General features: G+C 73.8%; 23 protein-coding genes. 10 read left to right on the top strand and 13 right to left on the bottom strand.

All coding sequences use genetic code 11. The annotated features are described in order from the left end of the window. The first annotated feature begins 14 nt into the window (after positions 1 to 14). Positions 15 to 902, top strand: coding sequence for a UbiA family prenyltransferase (locus tag OG624_RS39205; RefSeq protein WP_051762945.1), 888 nt, complete (start codon positions 15 to 17; stop codon positions 900 to 902). Positions 903 to 921: 19 nt separating this feature from the next. On the opposite strand, the gene OG624_RS39210 is transcribed toward OG624_RS39205, so the two are convergent. Together OG624_RS39210 and OG624_RS39215 are read right to left on the bottom strand one after the other, a co-directional pair. After that, on the bottom strand, positions 922 to 3,291 hold the full coding sequence (locus tag OG624_RS39210; RefSeq protein WP_063734002.1) for an ABC transporter permease: 2,370 nt from the start codon (positions 3,289 to 3,291) through the stop codon (positions 922 to 924). Further along, positions 3,288 to 3,992 carry an ABC transporter ATP-binding protein gene (locus OG624_RS39215; RefSeq protein WP_033216663.1) on the bottom strand — a complete coding sequence of 235 codons (705 nt, stop codon included), beginning with the start codon at positions 3,990 to 3,992 and terminating at the stop codon, positions 3,288 to 3,290. Before OG624_RS39215 ends, OG624_RS39210 begins: the two co-directional genes overlap by 4 nt. A 201-nt stretch (positions 3,993 to 4,193) precedes the next feature. Here OG624_RS39215 and OG624_RS39220 point away from each other — a divergent pair, with 201 nt between their 5' ends. Both OG624_RS39220 and OG624_RS39225 read left to right on the top strand, forming a co-directional pair. After that, a complete protein-coding gene (locus tag OG624_RS39220; protein WP_051762946.1) occupies positions 4,194 to 5,534 on the top strand; it encodes a sensor histidine kinase in 1,341 nt (446 codons plus the stop codon). Next, complete coding sequence (locus OG624_RS39225) at positions 5,531 to 6,211, top strand: response regulator (protein ID WP_033216668.1); 681 nt, start codon at positions 5,531 to 5,533, stop codon at positions 6,209 to 6,211. The genes OG624_RS39220 and OG624_RS39225 overlap by 4 nt, the downstream gene beginning before the upstream one ends. Positions 6,212 to 6,223: 12 nt before the next feature. Here the strand turns inward: OG624_RS39225 and OG624_RS39230 are convergent, their stop codons facing one another. From OG624_RS39230 to OG624_RS39250, 5 genes are all read right to left on the bottom strand, one after another. Then, positions 6,224 to 7,303 carry a sensor histidine kinase gene (locus tag OG624_RS39230; protein WP_033216670.1) on the bottom strand — a complete coding sequence of 360 codons (1,080 nt, stop codon included), beginning with the start codon at positions 7,301 to 7,303 and terminating at the stop codon, positions 6,224 to 6,226. Further along, a complete protein-coding gene (locus OG624_RS39235; protein WP_033216672.1) occupies positions 7,296 to 7,991 on the bottom strand; it encodes a response regulator transcription factor in 696 nt (231 codons plus the stop codon). The genes OG624_RS39230 and OG624_RS39235 overlap by 8 nt, the downstream gene beginning before the upstream one ends. 59 nt (positions 7,992 to 8,050) lie before the next feature. After that, on the bottom strand, positions 8,051 to 8,785 hold the full coding sequence (locus OG624_RS39240) for a VanZ family protein (RefSeq protein ID WP_033216673.1): 735 nt from the start codon (positions 8,783 to 8,785) through the stop codon (positions 8,051 to 8,053). Between the two features lie 164 nt (positions 8,786 to 8,949). Further along, entirely contained in the window at positions 8,950 to 9,984 is a 1,035-nt protein-coding gene (locus OG624_RS39245) for a PHP domain-containing protein (RefSeq protein ID WP_033216677.1), read from the bottom strand. Positions 9,985 to 10,062: 78 nt separating this feature from the next. Next, positions 10,063 to 10,548 carry a MarR family winged helix-turn-helix transcriptional regulator gene (locus tag OG624_RS39250; RefSeq protein ID WP_033217237.1) on the bottom strand — a complete coding sequence of 162 codons (486 nt, stop codon included), beginning with the start codon at positions 10,546 to 10,548 and terminating at the stop codon, positions 10,063 to 10,065. Between the two features lie 128 nt (positions 10,549 to 10,676). Between OG624_RS39250 and OG624_RS39255 the strand changes: the two genes are divergently transcribed. Continuing rightward, positions 10,677 to 11,087, top strand: a complete 411-nt coding sequence (locus tag OG624_RS39255; protein ID WP_033216679.1) for an organic hydroperoxide resistance protein — start codon at positions 10,677 to 10,679, stop codon at positions 11,085 to 11,087. Positions 11,088 to 11,162: 75 nt separating this feature from the next. Beyond that, positions 11,163 to 12,845, top strand: a complete 1,683-nt coding sequence (locus OG624_RS39260; protein ID WP_033216681.1) for an FAD-dependent monooxygenase — start codon at positions 11,163 to 11,165, stop codon at positions 12,843 to 12,845. Positions 12,846 to 12,905: 60 nt separating this feature from the next. Here the strand turns inward: OG624_RS39260 and OG624_RS39265 are convergent, their stop codons facing one another. Continuing rightward, positions 12,906 to 13,268: a DUF6204 family protein gene (locus tag OG624_RS39265; protein ID WP_161295353.1), complete on the bottom strand. Its 363-nt coding sequence runs from the start codon at positions 13,266 to 13,268 to the stop codon at positions 12,906 to 12,908. 174 nt (positions 13,269 to 13,442) lie between these two features. Here OG624_RS39265 and OG624_RS39270 point away from each other — a divergent pair, with 174 nt between their 5' ends. Beyond that, the gene (locus OG624_RS39270; RefSeq protein WP_033216685.1) at positions 13,443 to 14,720 is read left to right on the top strand and encodes a VWA domain-containing protein; all 1,278 of its coding nucleotides are present in this window, start codon (positions 13,443 to 13,445) and stop codon (positions 14,718 to 14,720) included. Then, positions 14,720 to 15,538: a hypothetical protein gene (locus OG624_RS39275; RefSeq protein ID WP_033216687.1), complete on the top strand. Its 819-nt coding sequence runs from the start codon at positions 14,720 to 14,722 to the stop codon at positions 15,536 to 15,538. The genes OG624_RS39270 and OG624_RS39275 overlap by 1 nt, the downstream gene beginning before the upstream one ends. A 68-nt stretch (positions 15,539 to 15,606) precedes the next feature. Here OG624_RS39275 and OG624_RS39280 read toward each other — a convergent pair whose 3' ends face one another. Continuing rightward, positions 15,607 to 18,027 carry a D-alanyl-D-alanine carboxypeptidase gene (locus OG624_RS39280; protein ID WP_371640585.1) on the bottom strand — a complete coding sequence of 807 codons (2,421 nt, stop codon included), beginning with the start codon at positions 18,025 to 18,027 and terminating at the stop codon, positions 15,607 to 15,609. A gap of 229 nt (positions 18,028 to 18,256) precedes the next feature. Here OG624_RS39280 and OG624_RS39285 point away from each other — a divergent pair, with 229 nt between their 5' ends. Together OG624_RS39285 and OG624_RS39290 are read left to right on the top strand one after the other, a co-directional pair. Further along, positions 18,257 to 18,922, top strand: a complete 666-nt coding sequence (locus tag OG624_RS39285) for a lysophospholipid acyltransferase family protein (protein WP_033216689.1) — start codon at positions 18,257 to 18,259, stop codon at positions 18,920 to 18,922. A 116-nt stretch (positions 18,923 to 19,038) separates the two neighbouring features. Then, positions 19,039 to 19,278 (top strand): hypothetical protein, encoded by a 240-nt coding sequence (locus tag OG624_RS39290; RefSeq protein WP_033216691.1) that lies wholly within the window; start codon positions 19,039 to 19,041, stop codon positions 19,276 to 19,278. 10 nt (positions 19,279 to 19,288) lie between these two features. Here the strand turns inward: OG624_RS39290 and OG624_RS39295 are convergent, their stop codons facing one another. The 4 genes from OG624_RS39295 to OG624_RS39310 form a co-directional block, all read right to left on the bottom strand. Continuing rightward, on the bottom strand, positions 19,289 to 20,002 hold the full coding sequence (locus OG624_RS39295) for a hypothetical protein (protein ID WP_371640586.1): 714 nt from the start codon (positions 20,000 to 20,002) through the stop codon (positions 19,289 to 19,291). A 95-nt stretch (positions 20,003 to 20,097) separates the two neighbouring features. Further along, entirely contained in the window at positions 20,098 to 20,985 is an 888-nt protein-coding gene (locus OG624_RS39300) for a PhzF family phenazine biosynthesis protein (RefSeq protein ID WP_371640587.1), read from the bottom strand. Positions 20,986 to 21,097: 112 nt separating this feature from the next. Further along, a complete protein-coding gene (locus OG624_RS39305) occupies positions 21,098 to 21,451 on the bottom strand; it encodes a VOC family protein (RefSeq protein WP_266447565.1) in 354 nt (117 codons plus the stop codon). 45 nt (positions 21,452 to 21,496) lie between these two features. Next, positions 21,497 to 21,928 carry a GNAT family N-acetyltransferase gene (locus tag OG624_RS39310; RefSeq protein ID WP_033216701.1) on the bottom strand — a complete coding sequence of 144 codons (432 nt, stop codon included), beginning with the start codon at positions 21,926 to 21,928 and terminating at the stop codon, positions 21,497 to 21,499. Between the two features lie 172 nt (positions 21,929 to 22,100). Here OG624_RS39310 and OG624_RS39315 point away from each other — a divergent pair, with 172 nt between their 5' ends. After that, on the top strand, positions 22,101 to 22,520 hold the full coding sequence (locus tag OG624_RS39315) for a YciI family protein (RefSeq protein WP_033216703.1): 420 nt from the start codon (positions 22,101 to 22,103) through the stop codon (positions 22,518 to 22,520). Positions 22,521 to 22,524: the final 4 nt, after the last annotated feature.

Raw genomic sequence — 22,524 nt, forward strand, 5'->3', positions numbered from 1 at the left:
CATAGCGTGTCGCCGTGCCCGCGACGCGAACCACGCAGACCCACGAGAACGCCGAAGCCCCCGGGCGCGCGGCGTCCGGCCCCGCCCGCGTCCTCGCCCTCACCCGAGGCCTGGCCGCCGCCTGCCACCCGCTGCCCGCGGCCGCCGTCACCCTCTTCGCCGCCGCTCTGACGGCCGCCGCGGGGCACGGCCCGGCGCGGGCGGCCGTCACCGTGGGCGCGGTGGCCGCCGGACAGCTGTCGGTGGGCTGGTGCAACGACCGGGCCGACCTACGGCGCGACCTGGCCACCGGCCGAGCGGACAAACCGCTCGTCGCCGGTACGGTGCCGGCCCCGGCCGTGACCTGGGCCGCGGCCGGGGCGCTGCTGCTCTGCGTCGCGCTGTCGCCGGCCTGTGGGCCGCTCGCCGGGGCGGCGCACCTCGTCGGCGTGGCGGCCGCCTGGGCCTACAACCTCAGGCTGAAGAGCACGGCCGCCTCCTGGCTCCCGTACGCCCTGGCCTTCGGCCTGCTGCCCGCCTTCGTCACGCTGGGCCTGCCCGGCGCTCCTTGGCCGCCCCCGTGGCTGACGGCCGCCGCCGCCCTCCTCGGCGTGGGCGCGCACTTCGCCAACGTGCTGCCCGACATCGAGGACGACCTGGCCACCGGCGTGGCGGGGCTGCCGCAGCGGCTCGGCCGCCGGGTCTCGGCCGCCCTGGCCGGGCTGCTCGTCCTCGGTTCGACCACCACCTTGGTCGTGGGTCCACCGGGGCGGGTGACGACGTACGGCTGGACGCTGCTCGCCGCGACCACGACGGCACTGCTCCTCGCGGCCCGCCGGCCAGCCGGAAGGCTCCCGTTCCTGGCCACGATGGCGGTGGCCGGAGCCGACGTGGTCCTGCTGGTCGTCGAACTCCGCCCGTGAGCCGCCGCGACGAGCGGGCTCACTCCGCGCGCAGGGCCCGCGCCGTACGGGTGCGCGCCGCCCAGAACGCGGGGGCCGAGGCGCCGGCCACGGCGAGCGGCACACCGGCGAAGGCCATCAGGAGGGGCAGCAGCCCACCGTGGACGTCGATGAACGCCTGCGGAATCGTGAACCCGGCCGCCCGCCCCATCGCCGGCATCACCGCACGGTGCAGGGCGGCGCCCAGCGGCGCCCCGACCGCCCCGGCGACCAGGCCGATCGCGGCCACGCCCGTCAGGACCTGGACGACGGTCTGCCGGGGAGTCATCCCCAGTGCCTTGAGGACACCTTGGTCGTGGACCCGGTCGCGGGTGTCCAGGACGACCGTGTTGAGGACGCCGAGCCCGGCCACGGCGACGAGCATCAGGGTGAGCATCGCGATCAGCCCCCGCATCGCGGTGAGGACGCTCGACGAGGGACTCTCGGTGGCCGAGGCCTGGGCGCCCAGCGGCTCCAGGACCTGGTTCAGCTCCGCGAGGTAGCGGTCCCGGTCCGTCCCCGACGTCAGCTCGACCCCGAACACGGCGGGCAGATAAGGGGATTCCAGTACGGCGACCGACTCCAGCGAGGTGCGCAGCGTCATCCCGTCGTCGCCCAGGTCGAAGACCTCGCCGACGATCGTCAGCCGGGCCGAGCGCCCCTGCTCGGAGACGACGAGGTCGTCCCCGACGCGCAGCCCGGTGGCCTGCAGGAACCGGCCCGCGACGACGGCCTCGCCCCGCGCGGCGAACCAGCGCCCCGAGATCATCGCCGTTGCGGCCCCCTCCCCCTCGTACGCCACGAGCGGCGCGCCGCCCGTCAGCCCCGCCACGTCCACCTCGGTACGGGAGGTCCGCCGCGACGATCGGGTGCCGGTGTGGTCCGCCAGCACCCGCGCGACGGCGGCCGGGTCCGCCGGGCGCACCGCGAAGGAGGCCTCGGGACCGCCCTCCGGCGGAAGCACGGTGCGTACCGTGACGGCCCCGGAACGATCCGGGTCGCCCCCGGTCTGCACGGCGACCAGGGTGCCGCCCAGACCGACGGCGAGCGTCACCGCGAGAGCCCCGAACGCCACCGCCGAGCCCGTCGTCGCCGCCCGGGTCGGCCGGGCGAGCGGACCCGCGAGCCCCAGCACCACCGACCGCGGCAGCGGCAGCCGGCCCAGGGCGTGCCGGGCCCGCAGACCCCGCCGAGCCCCGGTGATCCCCCCGCCTCGGCCGATCACCAGGGCGGCCGGCAGCCGCGCGGCGCGCAGCGCCGGTACGAACGCGGTGGCCGCGACCACCGCCAGCGCCGCGGCGGGCACCAGCACGTCCACCCACACGGGGACAAGTACCGACGCCGTCCCGTACACCTCGGCGACCTGCGCCATCACCGGTACGGCGAGCGCGTTGCCGAGGAGGACACCGAGCAGCGCCCCGGCCGACGCCGGCAGCAGCGCCTGCGCCACGTACGCGCGGCCCACCTGGAGCGGGGTGAACCCGAGGGCCTTGAGGATCCCGATCCGGCGGGTGCCGGCGGCCACGGCCCCGCTCACCACCGTACCGATCACCAGGACCGACATGGCCAGGCCCAGGAAGGCGAAGACCGTCAGGAAGGGAATGAACGCGGCGGTGTTCTGCTGGGCGACCTGGCGTACGTCGAGGTACGACCGGGTTCCGGTGACGGCGCCGCCCGGTACGGCCGCCGCGATCGCCTCCTGCCCGGCGCGTACGTCCTCGGCGGTGCCCGACGCGGTGAGCCGGTAGAGCATCTGGAGGTCGGGACCCGCCGTCGTCAGCCCGGCCACCTGCTCCGGTACGACCCAGGCATCGGCGCTCCGCCCCGCCGACGAGGCGATCCCGACGACGGTGAGCTCCACCCGCTCGGCCCGCACGCGTGCGCCCGGCCGGACGCCCGGGGGCAGCGTCGCCCGCTCCAGCACGATCTCACCGGGGGCGGCGGCCCACCGGCCGTCGACCAGGGCGACCCGGTCGACCGGCCCGTCGGGAGCGGCGCGCCCCACCAGGGTCGAGGGCGGCGGCGTGTAGCCCGGCGGGGTCTCCCGCAGGGGCCACAGGCGGACCGACGCGAGGGGGTACGGACCGGCGGCTTCGGCCACCCCGGCCGTGCGGGCGCTGTCCGCGAGTCGCTGCTGCGTGCCTCCCGCGGATCCGGCGAACCGGACCGTGAGGTGCGCTCCGCTCTGGCCTTCGAAGGCCCGGTCGAACGGCCCGCGGGAGCTGACGAGCAATCCGAGCGCCAAGGTCGCGGCGGCCACGGCGATCAGCGTGGTCAGGGTCATCACCGCGGTCTGCAGGCGGCGTCGGCCGAGGCCGGCCCGGACCACCCGCCCGAGGCCGCCCGGCCGTGGGGCGCGGCCCGGCCTCATCGGGTCACCGCCCGGCCGACATCGCGCGCGATCCGGCCGTCGACGACCTCGATCGTCCGCGTCGCGCAGGACTCGGCGAGCGCCAGGTCATGTGTGACCAGCACGATCGTCTGCCCGTCGGCGTTCAGCCCGCGCAGCAGCTCCCGTACGTCGGCGCCCGAGGCGCTGTCCAGCGCGCCCGTGGGTTCGTCCGCGAGCAGCAGCGGCGGCCGGTTCATCAACGCCCTCGCCACCGCCACGCGTTGCCGCTCGCCGCCGGAGAGCCGGCCCGGGTACGCGCGGGCGTGCCGCTCGATGCCCAGGCGTGCGAGGAGTTCTGCGGCGCGGTCCGCCGCCCGGTCGCGGGGCACTCCGGCCAACTGGGCGGGGAGCAGTACGTTGTCGGCGACCGTGAGGTCGTCGAGCAGGTTGAAGAACTGGAAGATCATGCCGATCCGGGCGCGCCGGTGGAGCGCGGAGGCGGTCTCGCTCAGCGTGTCGACGCGCACCCCGTCGACGGTGACGCCGCCCGTGGTGGGCCGGTCGAGGCCGGCGATCAGGTTGAGCAGCGTGGACTTGCCGCTGCCGGAAGGTCCGAGGACGGCCAAGGCCTCACCCGGGCGCACCTGGAGGCTGATCCCGGCGAGGGCGGGCGGGCCCTCGTCGTAGCTCCTGGTCACCTCGCGCAGGTCGATGAGCGGGTCGGCGATCGCTTGGGTCACGGTTCCTCCGTCGGACGGGGTGTCGGGTACGCCCCGACGCTAGGGAGGAGACCCGGACCGGCACGTCGGCCGTGGTGCGGAAAGTCCCTACCGTGCCGGGAGGACCCGGCGGCGGGTCATCCCCGCGATGTACGCCCGTCGGCGGTGGTCCTCCGACCTCGGAACGACCCGCAGAAGCCTGCCTCTTGACAGACTGGCCCGATGATCGAAGCAGCCGTCCGCCGGGCCCGCGCCGCCCGGGCCGACCGGATCCGGCCGCGCCTGTCGCGCAGGGCCTGGGCGGTCGACGCGCTCCTCGCGCTCGCACTGGCCGTCGCCACGGTCCTCGGCGACCTGAACCGCTCGTACGTCGACTTCGGGGAACAGCCGCCCGGCAGCTCCGGGATCCCGCTGCCGCCGCCCCTGCCGCCCGTACGCATGGGTGAAGGGCCGGGCCCCGCGCAGCTCGTGCCCTTCGTGCAGCACACCTTGCCGCCGATGGAGCCGTGGGAGCTGATGGCGGCCCTGCTCACCGCGGCGCCCCTGTTGCTGCGCCGCCGGTTCCCGCTGACCGTCTACTGGGCGGTCATGGGCGCGACCGTGCTGTTCCACCAGGGGAACGTGGCACAGGACGCGACGACGGTCGTCTTCGCCTCCGGGCTGGTGGCCGCGTACAGCGCCGCGATGCACAGCCCCCACCGGATCTCGACCGTCCTGTCGGTGCTCGCCGGGATGGTGCTCACCGCCGCCTTCCCCCTGATCCCGAAGGTGGACGGGGGAGTGGTACCGGTACTCGTCCTCCTGCCCGCCGGGTTCGCCGCACACGGTATCCACCGCTGGCGCGAACGCCTGCGCACCCTGCGCGAGGAGCAGCGCGATCAGCTCCGGCGGGCGGTGGAACAGGAACGCGCCCGCATCGCGCGGGAACTGCACGACGTGGTGACCCACAACGTGAGCATGATGACGATCCAGGCGGGCGCGGCGCGCAAGGTGCTCGACGCCTCGCCCGACCAGGCCCGCGAGGCGATGCGGGCGGTCGAGGCGGCGGGACGTACGGCGATGTCGGAACTGCGCCACGTGATGGGTCTGCTGACGATGTCCGACGGTGGCCGGGACGGCGACGACGACAGGGACGAGGCCTCGGACCCGGCGCGCGATGTGGGCCTGGCCCCACAGCCAGGCCTGGACCGGTTGGAGGAACTGACCGGCCGCGTAAGGCATTCCGGAGTCGCCGTCGACCTGGCGGTCCACGGCAGCCGGCCCGAACTGGCCCCGGGCGTGGACCTCGCCGCTTACCGGGTCGTGCAGGAAGGTCTCACCAACGCGGTCCGGCACGCCGCGGGGGCGCGGGTGTCGGTGACGGTGGAGTACGCGCCCGGCGAACTGCGGGTCGAGGTGGCCGACAGCGGCGGCGCGCCACGCACCCCCGCGCCCCCGGGCGGCGGGCGGGGCCTGGTGGGCCTGCGCGAACGGCTCGCGGTGTACGGCGGTACGCTGCGGGCGGGCGACGGCCCCCGCGGCGGATACCGGCTCCGCGCCGTGATCCCCGTGGAGGAGATGTGACCGGGACGGCCCCGCCGGTACCCCGCGTGGTGATCGTCGACGACCAGGCCCTGGTGCGCACCGGATTCCGCATGATCCTCACGGCGGACGGCATCGACGTGGTCGCCGACGCGGCCGACGGGGAGCAGGCGGTGGCCGCGGTGCGGCGCACCCGGCCCGACGTCGTTCTGATGGACATCCGGATGCCGGGCACCGACGGGCTGGAGGCGACCCGCCGCATCCTCGCCCACGAGGCGACCCCGCCCCGGATCGTCATCCTCACCACCTACGACCTCGACCGGTACGTGTACGCGGCCCTGAGCGCCGGCGCGAGCGGCTTCCTGCTCAAGGACGTCACCCCGGAACACCTGACGGCGGCGGTCCGTCTGGTCCGCTCCGGGGACGCGCTGCTCGCCCCGACGATCACCCGGCGGCTGGTGGAGCGGTTCGCCACGGCCGGGGAGCGCACGACGCCCCTGCACCGCGACCTCGGCACGCTGACCCCGCGCGAGCTGGAGATCCTCGAAGCCCTGGCCCGCGGCCTCAGCAACGCCGAACTCGCCGCCCGCTTCCGGCTCAGCGAGGCCACGGTCAAGACGCACGTGGCCCGGGTCCTGTCCAAACTCGGCCTGCGTGACCGCGCCCAGGCGGTGATCGCGGCGTACGAGACCGGCCTGATCACCCCGGGTACCCGCTGAGGACCCGTAGACCTACGGTGTGCCCGGAAGCCGCACCGTGACGAGGAGACCGCCGGCGGGGCGGGGGACCAGGTCGAGGGTTCCGTCGTGGGCGCGGACGACGCTCTGCACGATGGCCAGGCCGAGGCCGACGCCGGCGTGCTCGTCGGTGCGTACGCGGTCCGCTGCCCGCCGGAAGGGTTCGGTCAGGGTCGGTACCAGTTCCGGGGGGAGCCGAGGGCCCGTGTTCTCCACCCGCAGCACGCTCGTGGCGCCGTGCGCCTCGGTGTGGACCGTCACGGTGCCCCCGGCGGGCAGGTTGTGGACGACGGCGTTCTGGACGAGGTTCGTCACCATCCGCAGCAGCAGCTCCGCCGAACCTTCGGTCCGGGCCGCCCCGCCGGTGACGTCGAGCGTGATCCCGCGTCGCTCGGCGAGGGGAAGCAGCGTCTCGGCGGCCTCCTCGGCGAGGAGGGAGAGGTCGATGCCTTCCCGGGTGAAACCACCCCGGTCGCCGCGGCCGAGCAGCAGGAGGGCCTCGGTGAGGTCGATCGCCCGCGTGTTGACCACGTACAGGCGCTCGATGAGCTCTCCCCGGTCCCGTGTCGGGTCCTCGCGGGCGACGTCGAGGAGCGTCCGTGAGATCGCCAGCGGGGTGCGCAGTTCGTGGGACGCGTTCGCGGCGAACCGTCGCTGCTCCGCGACGTGGGACTCCAGCTGTTCGAGCATCGCGTCGAACGCGTCGGAGAGCTCCCGGAATTCGTCCTGACGGCCGGGCATCCGGATCCGGTGGGACAGCGACCCGTCCCCGGCCTGCCGCGCCGCGTCCCTGATCCGGGTGAGCGGTGCGAGCATCCGGCCGGCGAGGATCCATCCCCCGACGAGGCCGAACACGAGCAGGAAGGCCATCGCCACGGCCGCGGCCGGGGCGAAGGTGTGCACCAGGAGGTAGCGGTTGGGCGAGACCCCGAGCAGGCCCTGGGAGTTGTCGGGTACGTAGCGCAGCAGGAACACCCACACCACGGCCAGCAGCAGGGCGCCGGCGAGGGCGAGGAACCCGACGTAGCTGAGGGTGAGCTTCAGTCGGGCGCTGACCCCGGGTCGTCTATCCACGCGTACGGCCGGGGGCGGTGGGGCCCGTACCGGCGTCGATGCGGTAGCCGACGCCGGGCACCGTGGCGATGACCCATGGTTCGCCGAGCCGTTTGCGCAGTGCGGAGACGGTGATGCGCACGGCGTTGGTGAGGGGGTCGGCGTTCTCGTCCCAGGCCCGCTCCAGCAGCTCCTCGGCGCTGACGACCCCGCCCTCGGCGCCGACGAGGACGTCCAGCACGGCGAACTGTTTGCGGGTGAGCGCGACATGGCGCCCGTCGCGGAAGACCTCCCGGCGGAAGGGGTCGAGCCGCAGTCCCGCGATCTCGCGGACCGGGGGCCGGGCGTGCCCGCGCCTGCGGTCGAGCGCCCTCAGTCGCAGGACGAGCTCGCGCAGCTCGAACGGTTTGGTGAGGTAGTCGTCCGCGCCGAGCCCGAACCCGGAGGCCTTGTCGTCGATCCGGTCGGCCGCGGTGAGCATGAGGATCGGGATGCCGCTGCCGGAGGCCACGATGCGCCGGGCGACCTCGTCGCCCGAGGGGGCGGGGATGTCGCGGTCGAGGACCGCGAGGTCGTAGGAGTGGACGCTGAGCAGTTCCAGGGCGGAGGCGCCGTCGCCGGCGATGTCGGCGGCGATCGCCTCCAGTCGTAGGCCGTCGCGGACGGCCTCGGCCAGGTAGGGCTCGTCCTCGACGATCAGTACGCGCATGTCCGAAGCTTAAGCAGCGCACCATATCGTCGACGTATGCGACGGTGTGCGACCGCCGATCACGCGACCCGGCCCGCCGCCGCGGGCGCCGGGGTGGGGCGCGGCAGATCGGACGGCGTCCCCGTCGTGCCGCGCCGGTCGCGCCACCAGCTACGCGACGCGAGTGCCGCCAGCACGGCGCCGGTGGCGTTGACCAGGACGTCGTCCACGGAGGAGACCCGGTCCAGCCGTAGCACGTACTGGGCGGTCTCGATCAGGATCGAGCAGCCCGCCCCGAGCGCCAGGATCCGCGGCAGCGACGTCACCGCCGCGAACCGCACCGGGGCGAAGAAGCCCAGCGCCGCCAGGACCAGCAGGTTGCCGACGATCCCGAGCGGCCCCATCGTGACCAGGTCCCGCAGCGGTACCAGGCTCACCCGGGCGGGGACCATGCCGGCCCCACCGCCCGGCATCATGGTCATCCACACGAACGGCACCGTGCCGTGGACCATGCCCACCTCGGCGAGCGACAGGCGCCACGCCGACGCGACGCCGGCGGCGCGTCGACGGCACGCCAGGGCCCACGCCACCAGCAGGGCCACCGGCAGCGTGGCCAAGGTCATGAGCACCACACCGTTGAACGTGTCGTAGCAGCCGTGCCACCGGCCGGCCGCGCACATCGGGGCGGACATCATGAGCGGCCGCCACAGGACGTAGGCGGCGCCCGTCAGGGCGATGACCGCCAGGACCAGGAGCACGATCGCGCGCGTGCGACGGGGTGGCGGCGGTGCCGGCAGGGATGCGTCATGGTTCATGCCGACATTCCACGCGGAGGGCGGTTGCGGGGGCGTATCCGATTTTCGATACGCCCGCGATACACGCGATACACGCGATACCGCTGACTACCCGAGCCACGCGAGCCACCCGCGATCCACACATGTCGCGGTCCGCCGCCGGCCGCGACGGGACGGGACGGCCGTCAGGGCATCTCCCGGGTGCGGGTCCAGGCCAGGAGCTCCTCGGCCGGCCAGGTGTTGATGACACGCCCGGTCGGAACCTCGCACTCCACCGCCCTCTCGCAGCCGACGATCTGCCAGTCGAGCTGGCCGGGGGCGTGCGCGTCCGTGTCGATCGCGAAGAAGGTGCCGGCCGCCACGGCGAGCCGCAGCAACCGCCGGGGCGGGTCCAGCCGCTCGGGTCGGCTGTTGATCTCCACGGCGGTACCGCTCCGCGCGCAGGCCGCGAAGACGGCTTCCGCGTCGAACTGCGACTCCGGCCGGGTCCGGCCGGTGACCAGCCGCCCCGTGCAGTGGCCCAGGACGTCCATCAGCGGGTTCCGTACGGCCGCCAGCAGCCGCCGGGTCATCGCGGGGGAGTCCATCCGCAGCTTCGAGTGCACCGAGCCGACGACCAGGTCGAGCTGGTCCAGCAGCTCCGGTTCCTGGTCCAGGGACCCGTCGTCGAGGATGTCGCACTCGATTCCGGTGAGCAGCCGGAAGGGCGCCCAGGTGTCGTTGAGCTCGGCCACCACCCGCAGCTGCTCGCGCAGCCGCTCCGGGGAGAGTCCCCGCGCGACGGTCAGGCGCGGCGAGTGGTCGGTCAGTACGGCCCATTCATGGCCCAGGGCGGCCGCCGCCCGTCCCATCGCCTCGATCGGACTGCCGCCGTCGGACCAGTCGGAGTGCACATGGCAGTCCCCGCGGAGCGCCGCCCGGAGCGCGGTCGCGGCGGGTGTGGCCGGCGGCCCCTCGGGGAGCGCGGCGATCTCGTCCTCCAGCGTCTGCAGATAGGCCGGGACGGCTCCGCCGAGTGCCTCCCGGACGACCTGGGCCGTCTTGGGGCCGATGCCCTTCACGGCCTCCAGGGAACCGGCCGCGACCCGCTCGGCCACCTCGCTCTCGCCCATCCGGGTGAGGGCGGCCGCAGCGGACCGGAAGGCCCGTACCCGGTACGTGGGCGCCTGCGCACGCTCCAGCAGAAAGGCGATCCGGTCCAGCGCCGCAACCGGGTCCATCGCGCACCTCCTGCCCGCCGCCCCGCCTCCCGCTCCCGCCCCCGGTCTTCCGGACCCAGTGTCCGGTGCGGGCGGCGGCTACGCCTCTCCGGCCTCCCGGGGCACGGCGGCGTCGAGGGCGGCGGTGAGACGGTTCAGGCGGGCCTGGAGATCGAGGACCTCGGTGAGCTCGAAGCCGGTCGCGGCGGCGATCCGCCGGGGCACCTCCACCGCCCGGACGCGCAGCGCGACGCCCTCCTCGGTCAGGTGGGCGTGCACGGACCGCTCGTCCTCGGTGCTGCGCTCGCGGCGGACCAGTCCGGCCGCCTCCAGGCGCTTGAGCAGCGGGGACAGCGTTCCCGAGTCCAGTCGCAGGTGCTGCCCGATCTCCTTGACCGGCATCTCGCCGTGCTCCCACAGCACGAGCATCACCAGGTACTGGGGGTAGGTGAGCCCCAGGTCCTTCAGGACGACCCGGTAGAGCCCTCCGAAGGCGCGGCTCGCGGCGTTCAGCGCGAAGCAGATCTGTCCGTCGAGGCGCAGGAAGTCCTGGTCGGCGTGGGTCGCGGTGGGCTGCTCGGTCATGACGCCCAGTGTACCCGGGAAGAACTTGCGAGGCATTGAATTGTGCACAACTGAATTGTGTGCTCTAGTAGTGGAGCGCGGCCGACCACCGGCCGCCACCACGGTTCATTTCTGCGAGAGGACCTCTCATGGACGCGCTCTACACCGCTGTCGCCACCGCCAACGGCCGCGAGGGCCGCGCCGTCAGCTCCGACGGCCAGATCGACCTCGCCCTCGCCATGCCCCCGGCGCTCGGCGGCAACGGGCAGGGCACCAACCCGGAGCAGCTCTTCGCGGCCGGCTACGCGGCCTGCTTCGCCAGCGCGCTCGGTCTGGTCGGCCGTCAGGCCAAGGTCGACACCGGCGAGGCCTCGGTCACCGCGGAGGTCTCCATCATCAAGGAGGGCGCCGGCTTCGGCCTCGCCGTCGTCCTGCGCGTCGAGCTCCCCGAGTCCCTCGCCGGCGAGACGGGCGCCCTGCTGGTCAAGAAGGCGCACGAGGTCTGCCCCTACTCCAACGCCACCCGCGGCAACATCGCCGTGGACCTCGTGATCGAGTAAAGATGCCGGACACCCGGCGGGCGGCCACCATGGAGGGAATCCATTTCTCCGGGGGCCGCACGCCAGGAGGCGCCGGTGGCGCACACCTACGCAACGGACGTACTGGTCGTCGGCGCCGGCCCGGTCGGGCTGACCGCCGCCGCGGAGCTGCGCCGACGGGGTGTCTCCTGCCGCATCGTCGACCGGCTGCCCGCCCGGCTGCCGTACGCGAAGGCCGTGGGCATCCAGCCGCGCACCTTCGAGGTGTGGGACCGCATGGGACTGGCCCGCACCGCCCTGGAGGCGGCCGTCCCGATGCGGGGCCAGATCCTCTACGTCAACGGGGCCGAGCAGCCCCGCATCGACCTCTCGCTGCCGCCCGAAGTCCCCTACGGGTTCGCGGCGCTGCCCCAGTACGAGACCGAGCGCATCCTCGAAGCGCACTTGGGCCGCTTCGGCACCGCGATCGAACGAGGCACCGAACTGGTGTCGTTCGCCCAGGACGCCGACGGGGTGACCTGCCGGCTGCGCACCGCCTCGGGGGCGGAGGAAGAGGTACGGACCCGCTTCCTCGTGGGCTGCGACGGCGCCCACAGCATCGTCCGCAAGGGACTCGGCCTCAGCTTCGAGGGCGGGGCCTTCGCCGAGGAGTACATGCTCGGCGACGTACGCGTCGACTGGGACCTGCCGCCCGGATACGCCGTGCGCGCCATGCACCTGGACGGCGCAGGGGCGGTCGACGACGTGCTGGTCTGCATCCCGCTGCCCGGCCGGGGCCGGTACCGCATGTCGATGATGGTGCCGCCCGAACTCTCCACGGCGGGACGGACCGAGGGGGCCTCCGACGGCATCACCCACGGCCTGCAGAGCGGCCGGGGCCCCGGACAGGCAGACATCCAGGCCGTCCTGGACCGGCTCTCACCGCAGCCCACGACCGCCTACGACATCCGCTGGACCTCGGTGTTCCGTATCAGCCACCGGATCGTCGACCGCTACGGCGACGGCCGGGTCTTCGTCGCCGGGGACGCGGCCCACATCCACCCGCCGACCGGCGCCCAAGGCATGAACACCGGTATCCAGGACGCGTGGAACCTGGCCTGGAAACTCGCCCTGGCCTGCGCGGGCGCCGCCCACCCCGACCTGCTCGCCGGCTACGACGCCGAGCGCCGGCCCGTCGGCGAGGAAGTCGTCGGCCGTACCGTCCGGCATGCCGTCGAGGGGATGGAGAACGACCCCGACGACCCCGCGACGTTGATCATGCGCGAGGCCCAACTCCTCGTCGGCTACCGGGGAAGCCCGTCCGTGGACCCGGCCGGCGCGGGCGGGGGTCCCCGGCCCGGCGACCGGGCGCCCGACTGCGCGGGCCTCACCGGCCCCATCACCGGCTACCCGATGCGCCTGTACGACGTCCTGCGCGAGCGGGACCACGTCCTGCTGCTGTACGGGGCCGGGGCGGAGTCCGGGTCCGGCCCCGCCCTCGACGAGCTGGTACGGACGGCCCGGGAGTCCTCCGGCGGCCGGATGGAGGTCTGCGTGGTGCGCGCGGCCGACCCGGACGCCGCCGCGGCCGCGGACGTCGTGGTCGAGGCCGACGGGGCGACGCTGCCGGTCTACACCGACGGCCGGGGCGAGTTCGCCCGCCTGTACGCGGCCGAGGAACCCACGGCCTTCGTGATCCGCCCGGACGGATACCTCGGCGCCCGGCTCTCCCCACCCTCCCCCCGGCAACTGGCCGCCCACCTCGCGCACGTCTTCGCCGCGCACCCGCCGCCGAACTGATCCGACAGGGCCCCACCGATCCGACAGGCCCCACCGACCCGACGGGGCCGAACCGATCGGTCAGGCGTCGGACCGGGCGGCCTCCCGCCGCCGGCGCTTGCCCAACGGGGCCAGCGACATGTCCTGGGCCTGTGACTTCAGCTGCTTGAAGCCGTATCCGCGCTCGGCCAGCCAGCCCTCCGCCGCCAGCTCCGCCCGGGCCGTCGCGTCGAGGATGTCCTCCTCGACCTCACCCGAATCCAGGAAGCGGAAGGTGAAGAAGGGGCGCGCCGCGAGGTCGTACGAGAGGTGCCCCTCGGCGGTGAACTCCGCGCGCAGCATGTCGTGCTCGGGCGCGGCGGCCAGCAACTCGGCCCTCTGGTCGTCGGTGAGACCGTCGAAGGAGCCGCGGACGGTGATACGGAAGATACGGGTAGCGCTCATCCCCGGAGCCTAGATCGGACGCTCCGCCCCATGCACCCGGATATCCGCCGGTCCGCCCCCGCCCGACACCCCGTGGACGGTCGGCGCAAGGCCGCGTACACCGCACGGACGCCCCGAAAGCCCCGGCCGGCAGCCCGTTTTGGATTGCCGGACGATCCTCAATACGATCCGGCGATGATCACAAGAAAACGGCTTGCGGTCGGGGCGTGCGGCCTGCTCGCCGCCCTGGCCGTCGGGCTCTTCCCGGCGAGCGCCAACGCCGCCGACGAACCGACGGCGAAGGAACCCCCCAAGGTCGACCTCGTCCTCGACGTGAGCGGCTCCATGCGGGCCAACGACATCGACGGACAGACCCGCATGGCCGCGGCCAAGCAGGCCTTCAACGAGGTCATCGACGCGGTCCCGGCCGAGGTACGCCTCGGCATACGCACCCTGGGGGCCGACTACCCCGGGGACGACCGGGCCCTGGGCTGCAAGGACACCAAGCAGCTCTACGCGGTCGGCCCCCTCGACCGGACCGAGGCGAAGACGGCGGTGGCGACCCTCGCCCCCACCGGCTGGACGCCGATCGGACCGGCCCTGCTCGGCGCGGCCCAGGACCTGGAAGGCGGCAACGGCTCCAAGCGGATCGTGCTCATCACGGACGGCGAGGACACCTGCGCCCCGCTCGACCCGTGCGAAGTGGCGCGTGACATCGCCGCCAAGGGCATCCACCTGGTCATCGACACCCTCGGCCTGGTCCCGGACGCCAAGACCCGGGCGCAGCTGACCTGCATCGCCGAGGCCACCGGCGGCACCTACACCTCGGTGCAGCACAAGGCGGACCTCTCCAGCCGAGTGAAACAACTCGTCGACCGCGCCGCGGACCCGGTCGTCAACCCGGTCGCGACCGAGGGCGCCAAGCAGTGCGCGAACGCCCCGCAGCTGAAGGCCGGCCTCTACAGCGACCGCGAGACCTTCGGTGAGCACCGCTGGTACCGGGTCGACGTCCTCCCCGGCCAGGAGCTGCGCGCCTCCGTCAGCATCGGCGCCGACCGCGCCGTCAACAACGACTACGGCGTCCTGCTGCGCGCCACCACCGTCCACGGGCGCGAGATCGTCCGCGGCTCGGAGGCGGGTGACGGGCGCACCGACGTCCTCTCCACCGGCCTGCGCTACCCGAAGGCCGAGATCGACGGCGCGGACTCGGACGACAAGCCCGTGCCCGAGACCGTCTGCCTCCAGGTCAGCAACTCCTTCTCCGCTCCCGCCTCCGTCAAGACCACCCCGGGCATGCCCGTCGAGCTGACCATCGACCTGGTGGACGGCCCCGACGAGGCCTCCGACGTCGCCGCCTTCGGTCTCGGGCGGGGCTGGTGGCTGCTGGCCGTGCTGGCGCTCGCCGGACTGCTGGCCGGTCTGGTGTGGGGATGGATCTCCCGCTGGCGCATCTCCGTCTGGAGGACCAACTGATGCGTAGAGTAGGCACACTGACCGCGTCCCTGCTGGCCGCGGCAGCCGCCCTCACGGTGGCGGCGACGGCCGTGGGCACGGCCGTCGCGGATACGTCCTCGCCGAGCGCCGGCGCCAGTGCCAGTGCGAGTCCGGGCGGGGCCACGACCGAATCGGCTCCCACCGAGGCCGGCACCAGCTTCCGTACCGCGGCGGCGTTCCGCCCGGGCCAGAAGGCCACGGCCGGCGCGTCCAGCGGCGACTACCTCTACTGGGTGGTGCCGATCGACGCCCAGCAGCGCGCCACGGTGAAGGCCGCCGTCACCCTGCCCGAGTCGAAGGCCCGGCACGGTGCCTCGACCTGGCAGCTCGACGTGTACGACGGACTGCGCCGCCGACAGGCGTGCACCTACGGCACGCAGACCGCCGCCGCGGCGAAGGAGGCCGCCACGGTCGAACTGTCCTGCACCCTGCGCACCGTACGGGCCGGCGCCGAGCCGTGGGCCAACGATCCGCTGCCGGGCAGCTACTACGTACGGCTGACCGTCGTCGACGCGCCGGAGGAGGACCTGGGCCTGCCGGTACGCGCGGCGGTCGAGGCCGAGGTCAAGGAGACCGGCGGCATCAGCGCGGTGGACAGCACGCTCTCCACCCCGCTGGTCGCCGGCACCGTCACCGCGACCCTGCGCGAGCCGGAGGACGGCTGGTCCGGCGGCTGGTGGTCGGACCGCTGGATCTGGACCGCCGCGGGCGGCGTGCTCGCCGCCCTCGCGGGCATCCTCGGCTACTCCCTGACGCGCGGCACGGGCCGCCCGTCCAGGGTCCCGCCGGGCGCCTGAGCACGAGGAGGCCGCGCCCGTCGGGCGCGGCCTCCTCACCCCTGCCGGGGTCGGCGATGTCCGACCGGTCAGCGACCCCGGGTGAGCCGGGTGCCGAAGCCGGGCTCGACGAGGGCGTCCTCGACCGCCACCGGCACGCTCCGGGCCCCTTCCCCGCTGCCCACCGTCAGCACGGCCACCTCGGCACCGGCCTTCGCGGTGTGCGGCAGCGATCCGGCGCCGGCGCCGGAACCGGCCTTGAGAGACAGCTTCAGCTGCTGGCCCGGGACGCCGATCACATTCAGGTCCTTGGTGGCCACCAACGGCGTACGGCCGCCGAGCCCGTCGTCCACATGGCCCACGACGTCGCCCTTGCGGATCACCGGAGCCGACGCGAGGGCCGTCCGCACCCCCTCGATGATCGTCTTGCTGTTCGCCAGCACCAGCTTGAGACTGTTCCCGCCGTCCTCGTCCGGCCCGTCCACATGCTGGTCCATCAACGTGCCGAGGATCAACTGGTCCTTGCCGTCGATCGACTTGTACGCCGCCCACATCAGGGCCCCGCCGGCGGGCGTGCTGGAACCGGTCTTGATCCCCCGGATGCTGAGCCCCTGGGAGGTGAGCAGGATGTTGTTGTTCTCGAGCCGCGTGGACAACCCCTTGATGCTGGCGTTCGGGAGCGCGACGATCGAGCGGAACACCTCGTCCTTCATGACGGCTTCGGCGAGCTTCAGCTGATCGACGGCGGTGCTGACGGTGCCCGAGTCCAGACCGCTGGGGTCCGTGTACGTGGTGTTCGTCATCCCGAGTTCCTTGGCGGCGGCGTTCATCTTGGCGACGAACGCGGCCTCGGAGTCGGTGCCGGTGTCCCACCGCGCCAGCAGGCGCGCGGCGTTGTTGCCCGAGGGGATCATGAGCATCTTGAGCACGTCCTGCTGGCTGAACTTCTGCCCGACGGTCAGACCCTCGACGCGGGACTCGTGGTCGGAGTTGCCGTCAGCCACGGTCTTCGCGTCGATCGTGATGTCCGGACCCGGGTCGGCCTTGCGGAGCGGGTGGCCCTTGAGGATCACGTAGGCCGTCATCACCTTGGCGACGCTGGCCGTCGGGACGGGCTTCTGCTCCCCGAAGGTGCCGATGTCGCCGGAGCCGGAGACGCGAACGGCGCCCTGGCCCTTGGCGGGCCACGGGACGGAGAACTGCCCGCCGATGGTGCGGTCCGTCTCGGCGGCGACGAGCTGCGGGGCGGGCAGGGGGCGCAGCAGTTGGGCACCGGCCCCCGCGCCCACGAGGAGCAGCAGGATCGGCGTCCATATCTTGACGCGACGCACCGCCGTCCGGCGGGGGGTCTCCGCCAGGGGAGGGGTGTTGGTGAGGTCGGCCAGCAGCTCCAGCGGGGGCAGCGGTGCGGCGGTGGCCGGCGGCGCGGCCACCCGTGCCTCGGGAGGCTGAGCCCGCGGCGCGACGGGCGCCGGCAGGTCGACGTCCTTGAGGGCGACGAACTGGCTCGTCCGCTCGGGGTCGGCGTCGGCGTCGGTGTCCGGCTCGGCCTTCCGCGCCCAGGACGGAGCCTTCCGAGGGGCCTCGGGCTCGGTGGCCTTGGGCTTGGGCCGGGTGATGAGCATGGTCTGGTCGGACGGTGCTTCGTCCGCCGGTTCGGCGTCGGCGTCGGGCTCGGTGGCCTTGGGCTTGGGCCGGGTGATGAGCATGGTCCGGTCGGACGGTGCTTCCACCACCGGCTCGGCCTCGGACGCGTCCCCGCCCGGAGCCTCCGGCTCGGATGCGGCGTCAGCCTGGTCCGCGGCAACAGGCCCGCCGTCGCCGTCTCGGTCGGTCGTCGACTCCGGCTCGGTGTCGGACTCGGGGCGGGCTTCGCCCGGGAGTTCGGCCTCGGCCTCGTCCTGGGTCTCTGCCTCCGCCTCCGGCTCACCTTCGGCTTCGGCCTCGGGCTGGTCGTCGTCCTCGGGGCGGGCCGTGTCCTTGGCCTCGGCTGCGGGCGTGGTGTCGGCCTGCTCCTTCGGCTCGGCCTGGGGGGCGCCTTCGGCCTCGGGCTCGTCGTCCTTCGCGGGGCGGGCCGCGACCACGGGCTCGGCCTCGGCGTCCGTCTCCGGGCGGGCTTCGCCCGGGTGCTCGGTGCCGCTCTCGTCCTCGGGCTCCGCCTCCGGCTCACCTTCGGCTTCGGCCTCGGGCTGGTCGTCGTCCTCGGGGCGGGCCGTGTCCTTGGCCTCGGCTGCGGGCGTGGTGTCGGCCTGCTCCTTCGGCTCGGCCTCGGAGACGGCTTCGGCCTCGGGCTCGTCGTCCCTCTCGGGGCGGGCCGCGACCTCGGGCTCTGCCTCGGGCACGGCGTCGGCCTCCGGTTCCGCCGGGGCATGCTCCGCCCGGTCCGTACCGGCGACGCCGGCATCGGCATCGGCGTCGGTCGTCGCCTCGGGTTCCCCCTCCAGGACGGTGGTCTCTGCCTCGATCTTCGGGTCGTCCGAGGAACCGCCCGCCACCGTTACCGCCTTCATCCCAGCCCCGCCTTGCTGCTCACATCATGCCGATACGACCGGAGAGGCCCCATGGGCCCCGCCGCACTGCTAGATACCCCCGGTGCCCCGGTCGTTCCACGCGCTGGATCTTGTGACCGTTCGGTCATATTCGCTGAGTACGCCTACTCATGACCCCGCCCGTCCCACCGGCCGACCATGGGGCGACAACGCACCGCACCACCACCGCACCAGCCGAACGGGGTCGTCCATGCTCAGCCGAATCGCCGCCGCCCTCGTACCCGCCTTCGGGCGCCTGACGGTGACCGCCGACCCCGGGGTCCGACCCGACGCCCCCGGTGCCATCCTGGTCGCCAACCACACCTCCCTCGCCGACCCGGCCGTCGTGGTCGCCGCCCTGCGCCGGCACGGGATCGAGCCGGTCATCCTGGCCACCAGTGGCCTCTGGCGGGTACCGCTGCTCGGCTCCGTACTGCGCCGCGAAGGCCATATCGCCGTCCATCGCGGCACCGCCCGCGCGGCCGACTCCCTCGACGCCGCGGCCGTCGCCCTCGCCTCGGGCCGCAGCGTGCTGCTCTACGGCGAAGGCCGCCTCCCGGTGCGCCGCGACGCGGGGGAGACGGCTCCCGGCCCCTTCCGCAGCGGCCTGGCCCGGCTCGCCGCCGCGACCGGCGCCCCGATCGTGCCCGTAGGCCAAGCGGGTGCCCGCCGCCTCTGCTCCGGGAGCGGCGCCAAACAGCTCGCCGGCGTCGTCACCGCCCCGCTGCGCCGCCCCTGCTTCCACGTCCACATCGGCTCGCCCCTGCACCTGCCGGACCGGGTGCCGGAGGCCACGGACCGGGCCCGTCAGGCGGTCACCGCGGCCTGGCGCACCGCGGCGTCCGCCCTCGGGGAGACGGTCAGGGAACCGGCCTGACCAGCGGCCCCGCAGAGGCCCGCCGCGGACCCGCGGACGGGCGTGGAGGCAACCGATCGGCCCCTCCGAACGTGTCGCCGAGCCCGTCACCGGCCACGGCATGCGACCGTCTCCGCATGACCGAAGGCTCGACACCTCACATCTCCCCGGCACGGATCACCGTACGAGGGGTGCAACCCGGAAACCCGCCCTTCCGCATCGTGGAGGTCGACGGCGAGTTCGTCGGCAGGGCGAGCTCGATGACGGACGTGCTCCTGATCGCCGCCGAGGCCGGGATCATCATCCACGACCTCGACGACCTGGAAGTGGTCCACTGGCTCAGCGGCGGCAAGTTCACCTGGACCCTCAACCCTTAGGGCGGTGCGCTCAGCGGGTGCTGTGCGCGAGGACCACATGGGCGGCGACCTCGCTGTCGGCGTCCGTGTCGACGAAGGACACCACGAGCGGGCTGCTGCCCGTGGGTCCGCCCGCCGTGGCGCTCAGCCGGTAGCGCTCGGTGCGGACGGCCTCGCGGGCGAGCGGGCTGCCACCCGCGTACAGGGACAGCGGTGCGGTGTCGTTGGCGATGCGGAGGGCGGCCGGGCGCCAGCTGCCAGAGGCCGGGTCGAAGCGTTCCAGCAGGAACCCCGGCCCGCTGCCCGCCCGTGCGCCCGGTTCGCCGACCAGCATCTCCATCTGGAAGGCGACCAGCACGTGCCGGTACGCGGCGGAGTTGCCGTTCCGCAGGGTGACGGCGAACTCCTGCGGGGCGCCGCCGCGTACGAGGGCGAGCCGGCCGCCCCGGGTGTCGACCGCGACCGTGAGCCGGGTCGGCGCCGGGGGAGGCGTCACGGCCCGCGGCGTGGTCGGGGTCGGGCTCGCCGGCGCGGAGGATCCGGGCGCCGAGGCGGCCGGGGACGACGGAGAGGCGGAGGCCGATACCGACTCGGAAGCGGACGCCGACGCCTCCGCGGACGCCGAAACGGAGGCCGCCGCCGGGGCCGTGCCGTGCTTCTCCCCGCATCCGGTGGCGCCCGCCAGCAGGACGGTGGCCACGGCCGCCGCGCTCAGTGCGCTGCGGGGGCCTCGGGATACTGGCATGCGATCGGTCCTCCAGGGGTCGGCTTCGGTGGAAGCTAGCAAGGCGCGGGCCCTGCCGACGAGGTCGATCACGCGTCGAGGCGGCGACGGTTCGGTCACGGTTCCCCGAGGACCGGTCGGACGCGGAGCGTGGCCTCCAGAACGGTGACCGCGCGCCCCGTGAGGAGGACCCGGTCCCCCTGGAGCGCGACCTTCACCCGCCCCGGACGACCCGAGGCCTGCAGCCCGGTGAGGGCGTCGGGGCGGCCCAGCCGCGCCGCCCAGTAGGGCGCCGGTGCGGTGTGGGCGCTGCCGGTGACCGGATCCTCGGGGATGCCCCTCGCGGGAGCGAAGAACCGGGAGACGAAGTCGTACCCGGACTCCGCCCCGGCGGCCGCCGCCGCGGTGACGATGACCCCGCGCAACTCCTCGCGCAGGGACAGAGCCGCGATCCCCGCAAGGTCGGGGCGCAGCGCCCGTACGGTGGCCTCGTCGGGCAGTACGGCGAGCAGATCGCCCAGCGCGCCCGTACGGAAGGTGCCTTCGGGCCGGACGCCCAAGGCGTCGGCGAGGCCCGCGGGTATCGGAACCTCGGTCGTGGGGGCGGCCGGGAAGTCCAGCGTGATCTCGCCCTCGTCGCCCTCGTCCCCGTCCTTCTCCTCCTCGGCCCACGCGGTGAGCAGACCGGAGGCCCGGCTCAGGAACCGCACCGGGCCGCCGGTCAGCAGTCCCTCCCGGCGCAGCGTGTGCACCGTGGCCAAGGTGGCATGGCCGCACAGGTCGGCCTCGACGAGCGGGGTGAACCAGCGGATCTCCCAGTCGGCCTCGGCCTCGGCCCCGGCCGGGAGCGGTAGGGCGAAGGCCGTCTCGGGGTGGTTCAACTCGGCGGCGAGCTGCCCCAGCCACGCGTCGTCCGGCCAGGGGCCGGCCGGGAGCAGGCAGACACCGGCGGGGTTTCCGGTGAAGGGGCGGCTGGTGAAGGCGTCTACGATCCGGATGCGCATGCCGCGAACGTATCGAGGTCGATCGCCCGCGAGGCAAGGCCAATTCCGGGAGAGTGGCCTGCGGCCTCACGCACCTCGTCCGGGTGGTGCGACCGGCCACGTGCCGAAGGGGTCAGGCGGGCTGCCACAGTTCGATCCGGTTGCCCTCCGGGTCGGTGACCCAGCCGAATCGGCCCACACCTTCCATGTCCTGCGTCTCCGGGTCCACGTCCGCTGCCTTGGCGCGCAGTTGCGCGAGCATCGCGTCGAGGTCGCGGACCCGGAAGTTGAGCATGGTCTGCTGGGTGCGGGAGCCGAAGTAGTCGGTCTCGGCCTCGAACGGCGCGAACACCGTCGGCCCGGCGCCCTGCTGCCACAGGCCCTGTTCGTCGGCGTCCACGCCCAGGCAGTCGCGGTACCAGGCGCCGAGGGCCGCCGGGTCGGCCGCCCGCATGAAGTACCCACCGATTCCCAGCACACGTTCCATGCCGTCATGGTGCCAGGACGGCGCCCGGACGTGCGGGTGGACGCGTCAGCCGAGCGGCTTCTCGAAGCTGAAGGCGGTGACGGCCATCCGCTCGCGGAAGTAGAAGCGGTGCGCGTCGGTCCGCTGGGTACCGGATTCCAGGGTGAGGGCGGTGCAGCCGGCGGCCAGGGCGTGCTGCTCCAGGTGCGCGAGCAGCTCGTGGCCCACCCCGGTGGAGCGGGCGGCGGCAGCCGTGACCAGGTCGTCGACGTAGAACGAGCGGACCGACGCGGTGTTGACGACGATCCGCCAGCCGGCCGCGCCGACGCACCGGCCGTCCGTGTCGTAGGCGGCGGTGAAGCGCAGCCCCTGGCCGTGCGCCTCCGTGAGGATCCTGAGGAACAGCTCCTCCGTGAGGTGGGGACGCAGTTCGAGCAGCACGGGGAGGAGGTCGGAGGTGAGCCGGGGGTCGCCGGGCTCAAGATCGATGATCTTCATGTGATGAGCCTACTGGGCCGTACGGGGCAGCCTCCGGCCGAAACCGTCGCGCGGCCGCGGCCGACGTGTCGAAATGGGAAGGACGGCTCCGACGTCCCCTACGAAAGGCTCCCGATCCCGATCCCGAACCTGGTTTCGGAGCCGCAGCGCGGAACAGAAGGAGTGGCACCCCATGAAGTACATGCTGATGGTTCTCGGCAAGCAGTCCGACTACGACGCCATGGGCGGCGCCGCGAACAGTGACGGCCCCGGATGGTCCGAAGCCGACCTCAAGGCGATGTTCGACCACATGGGCGCCCTCAACGACGACCTCGCCGAGTCGGGCGAATGGGTCGACGGACAAGGTCTGGCCGACCCCCGCCACGCCCGCCTGGTCACCGCTGCCGCGGACGGCACTCCCGTGGTCTCCGACGGACCGTACGGCGAGGCCAAGGAGGTGCTCGCCGGGTACTGGATCGTGGATGTGGCGGACTTCGACCGCGCCGCCGAGATCGCCGCCCGCGCCTACGCCTGTCCGGTGCCGGAGGGCGCACCCAACTACCCGGTCGTCGTCCACCCCGTCGACAGCCGCTCGGGGACCGAGATGTGCTGACCGC

The organism is Streptomyces virginiae (assembly GCF_041432505.1).
Classification (GTDB): domain Bacteria; phylum Actinomycetota; class Actinomycetes; order Streptomycetales; family Streptomycetaceae; genus Streptomyces; species Streptomyces virginiae_A.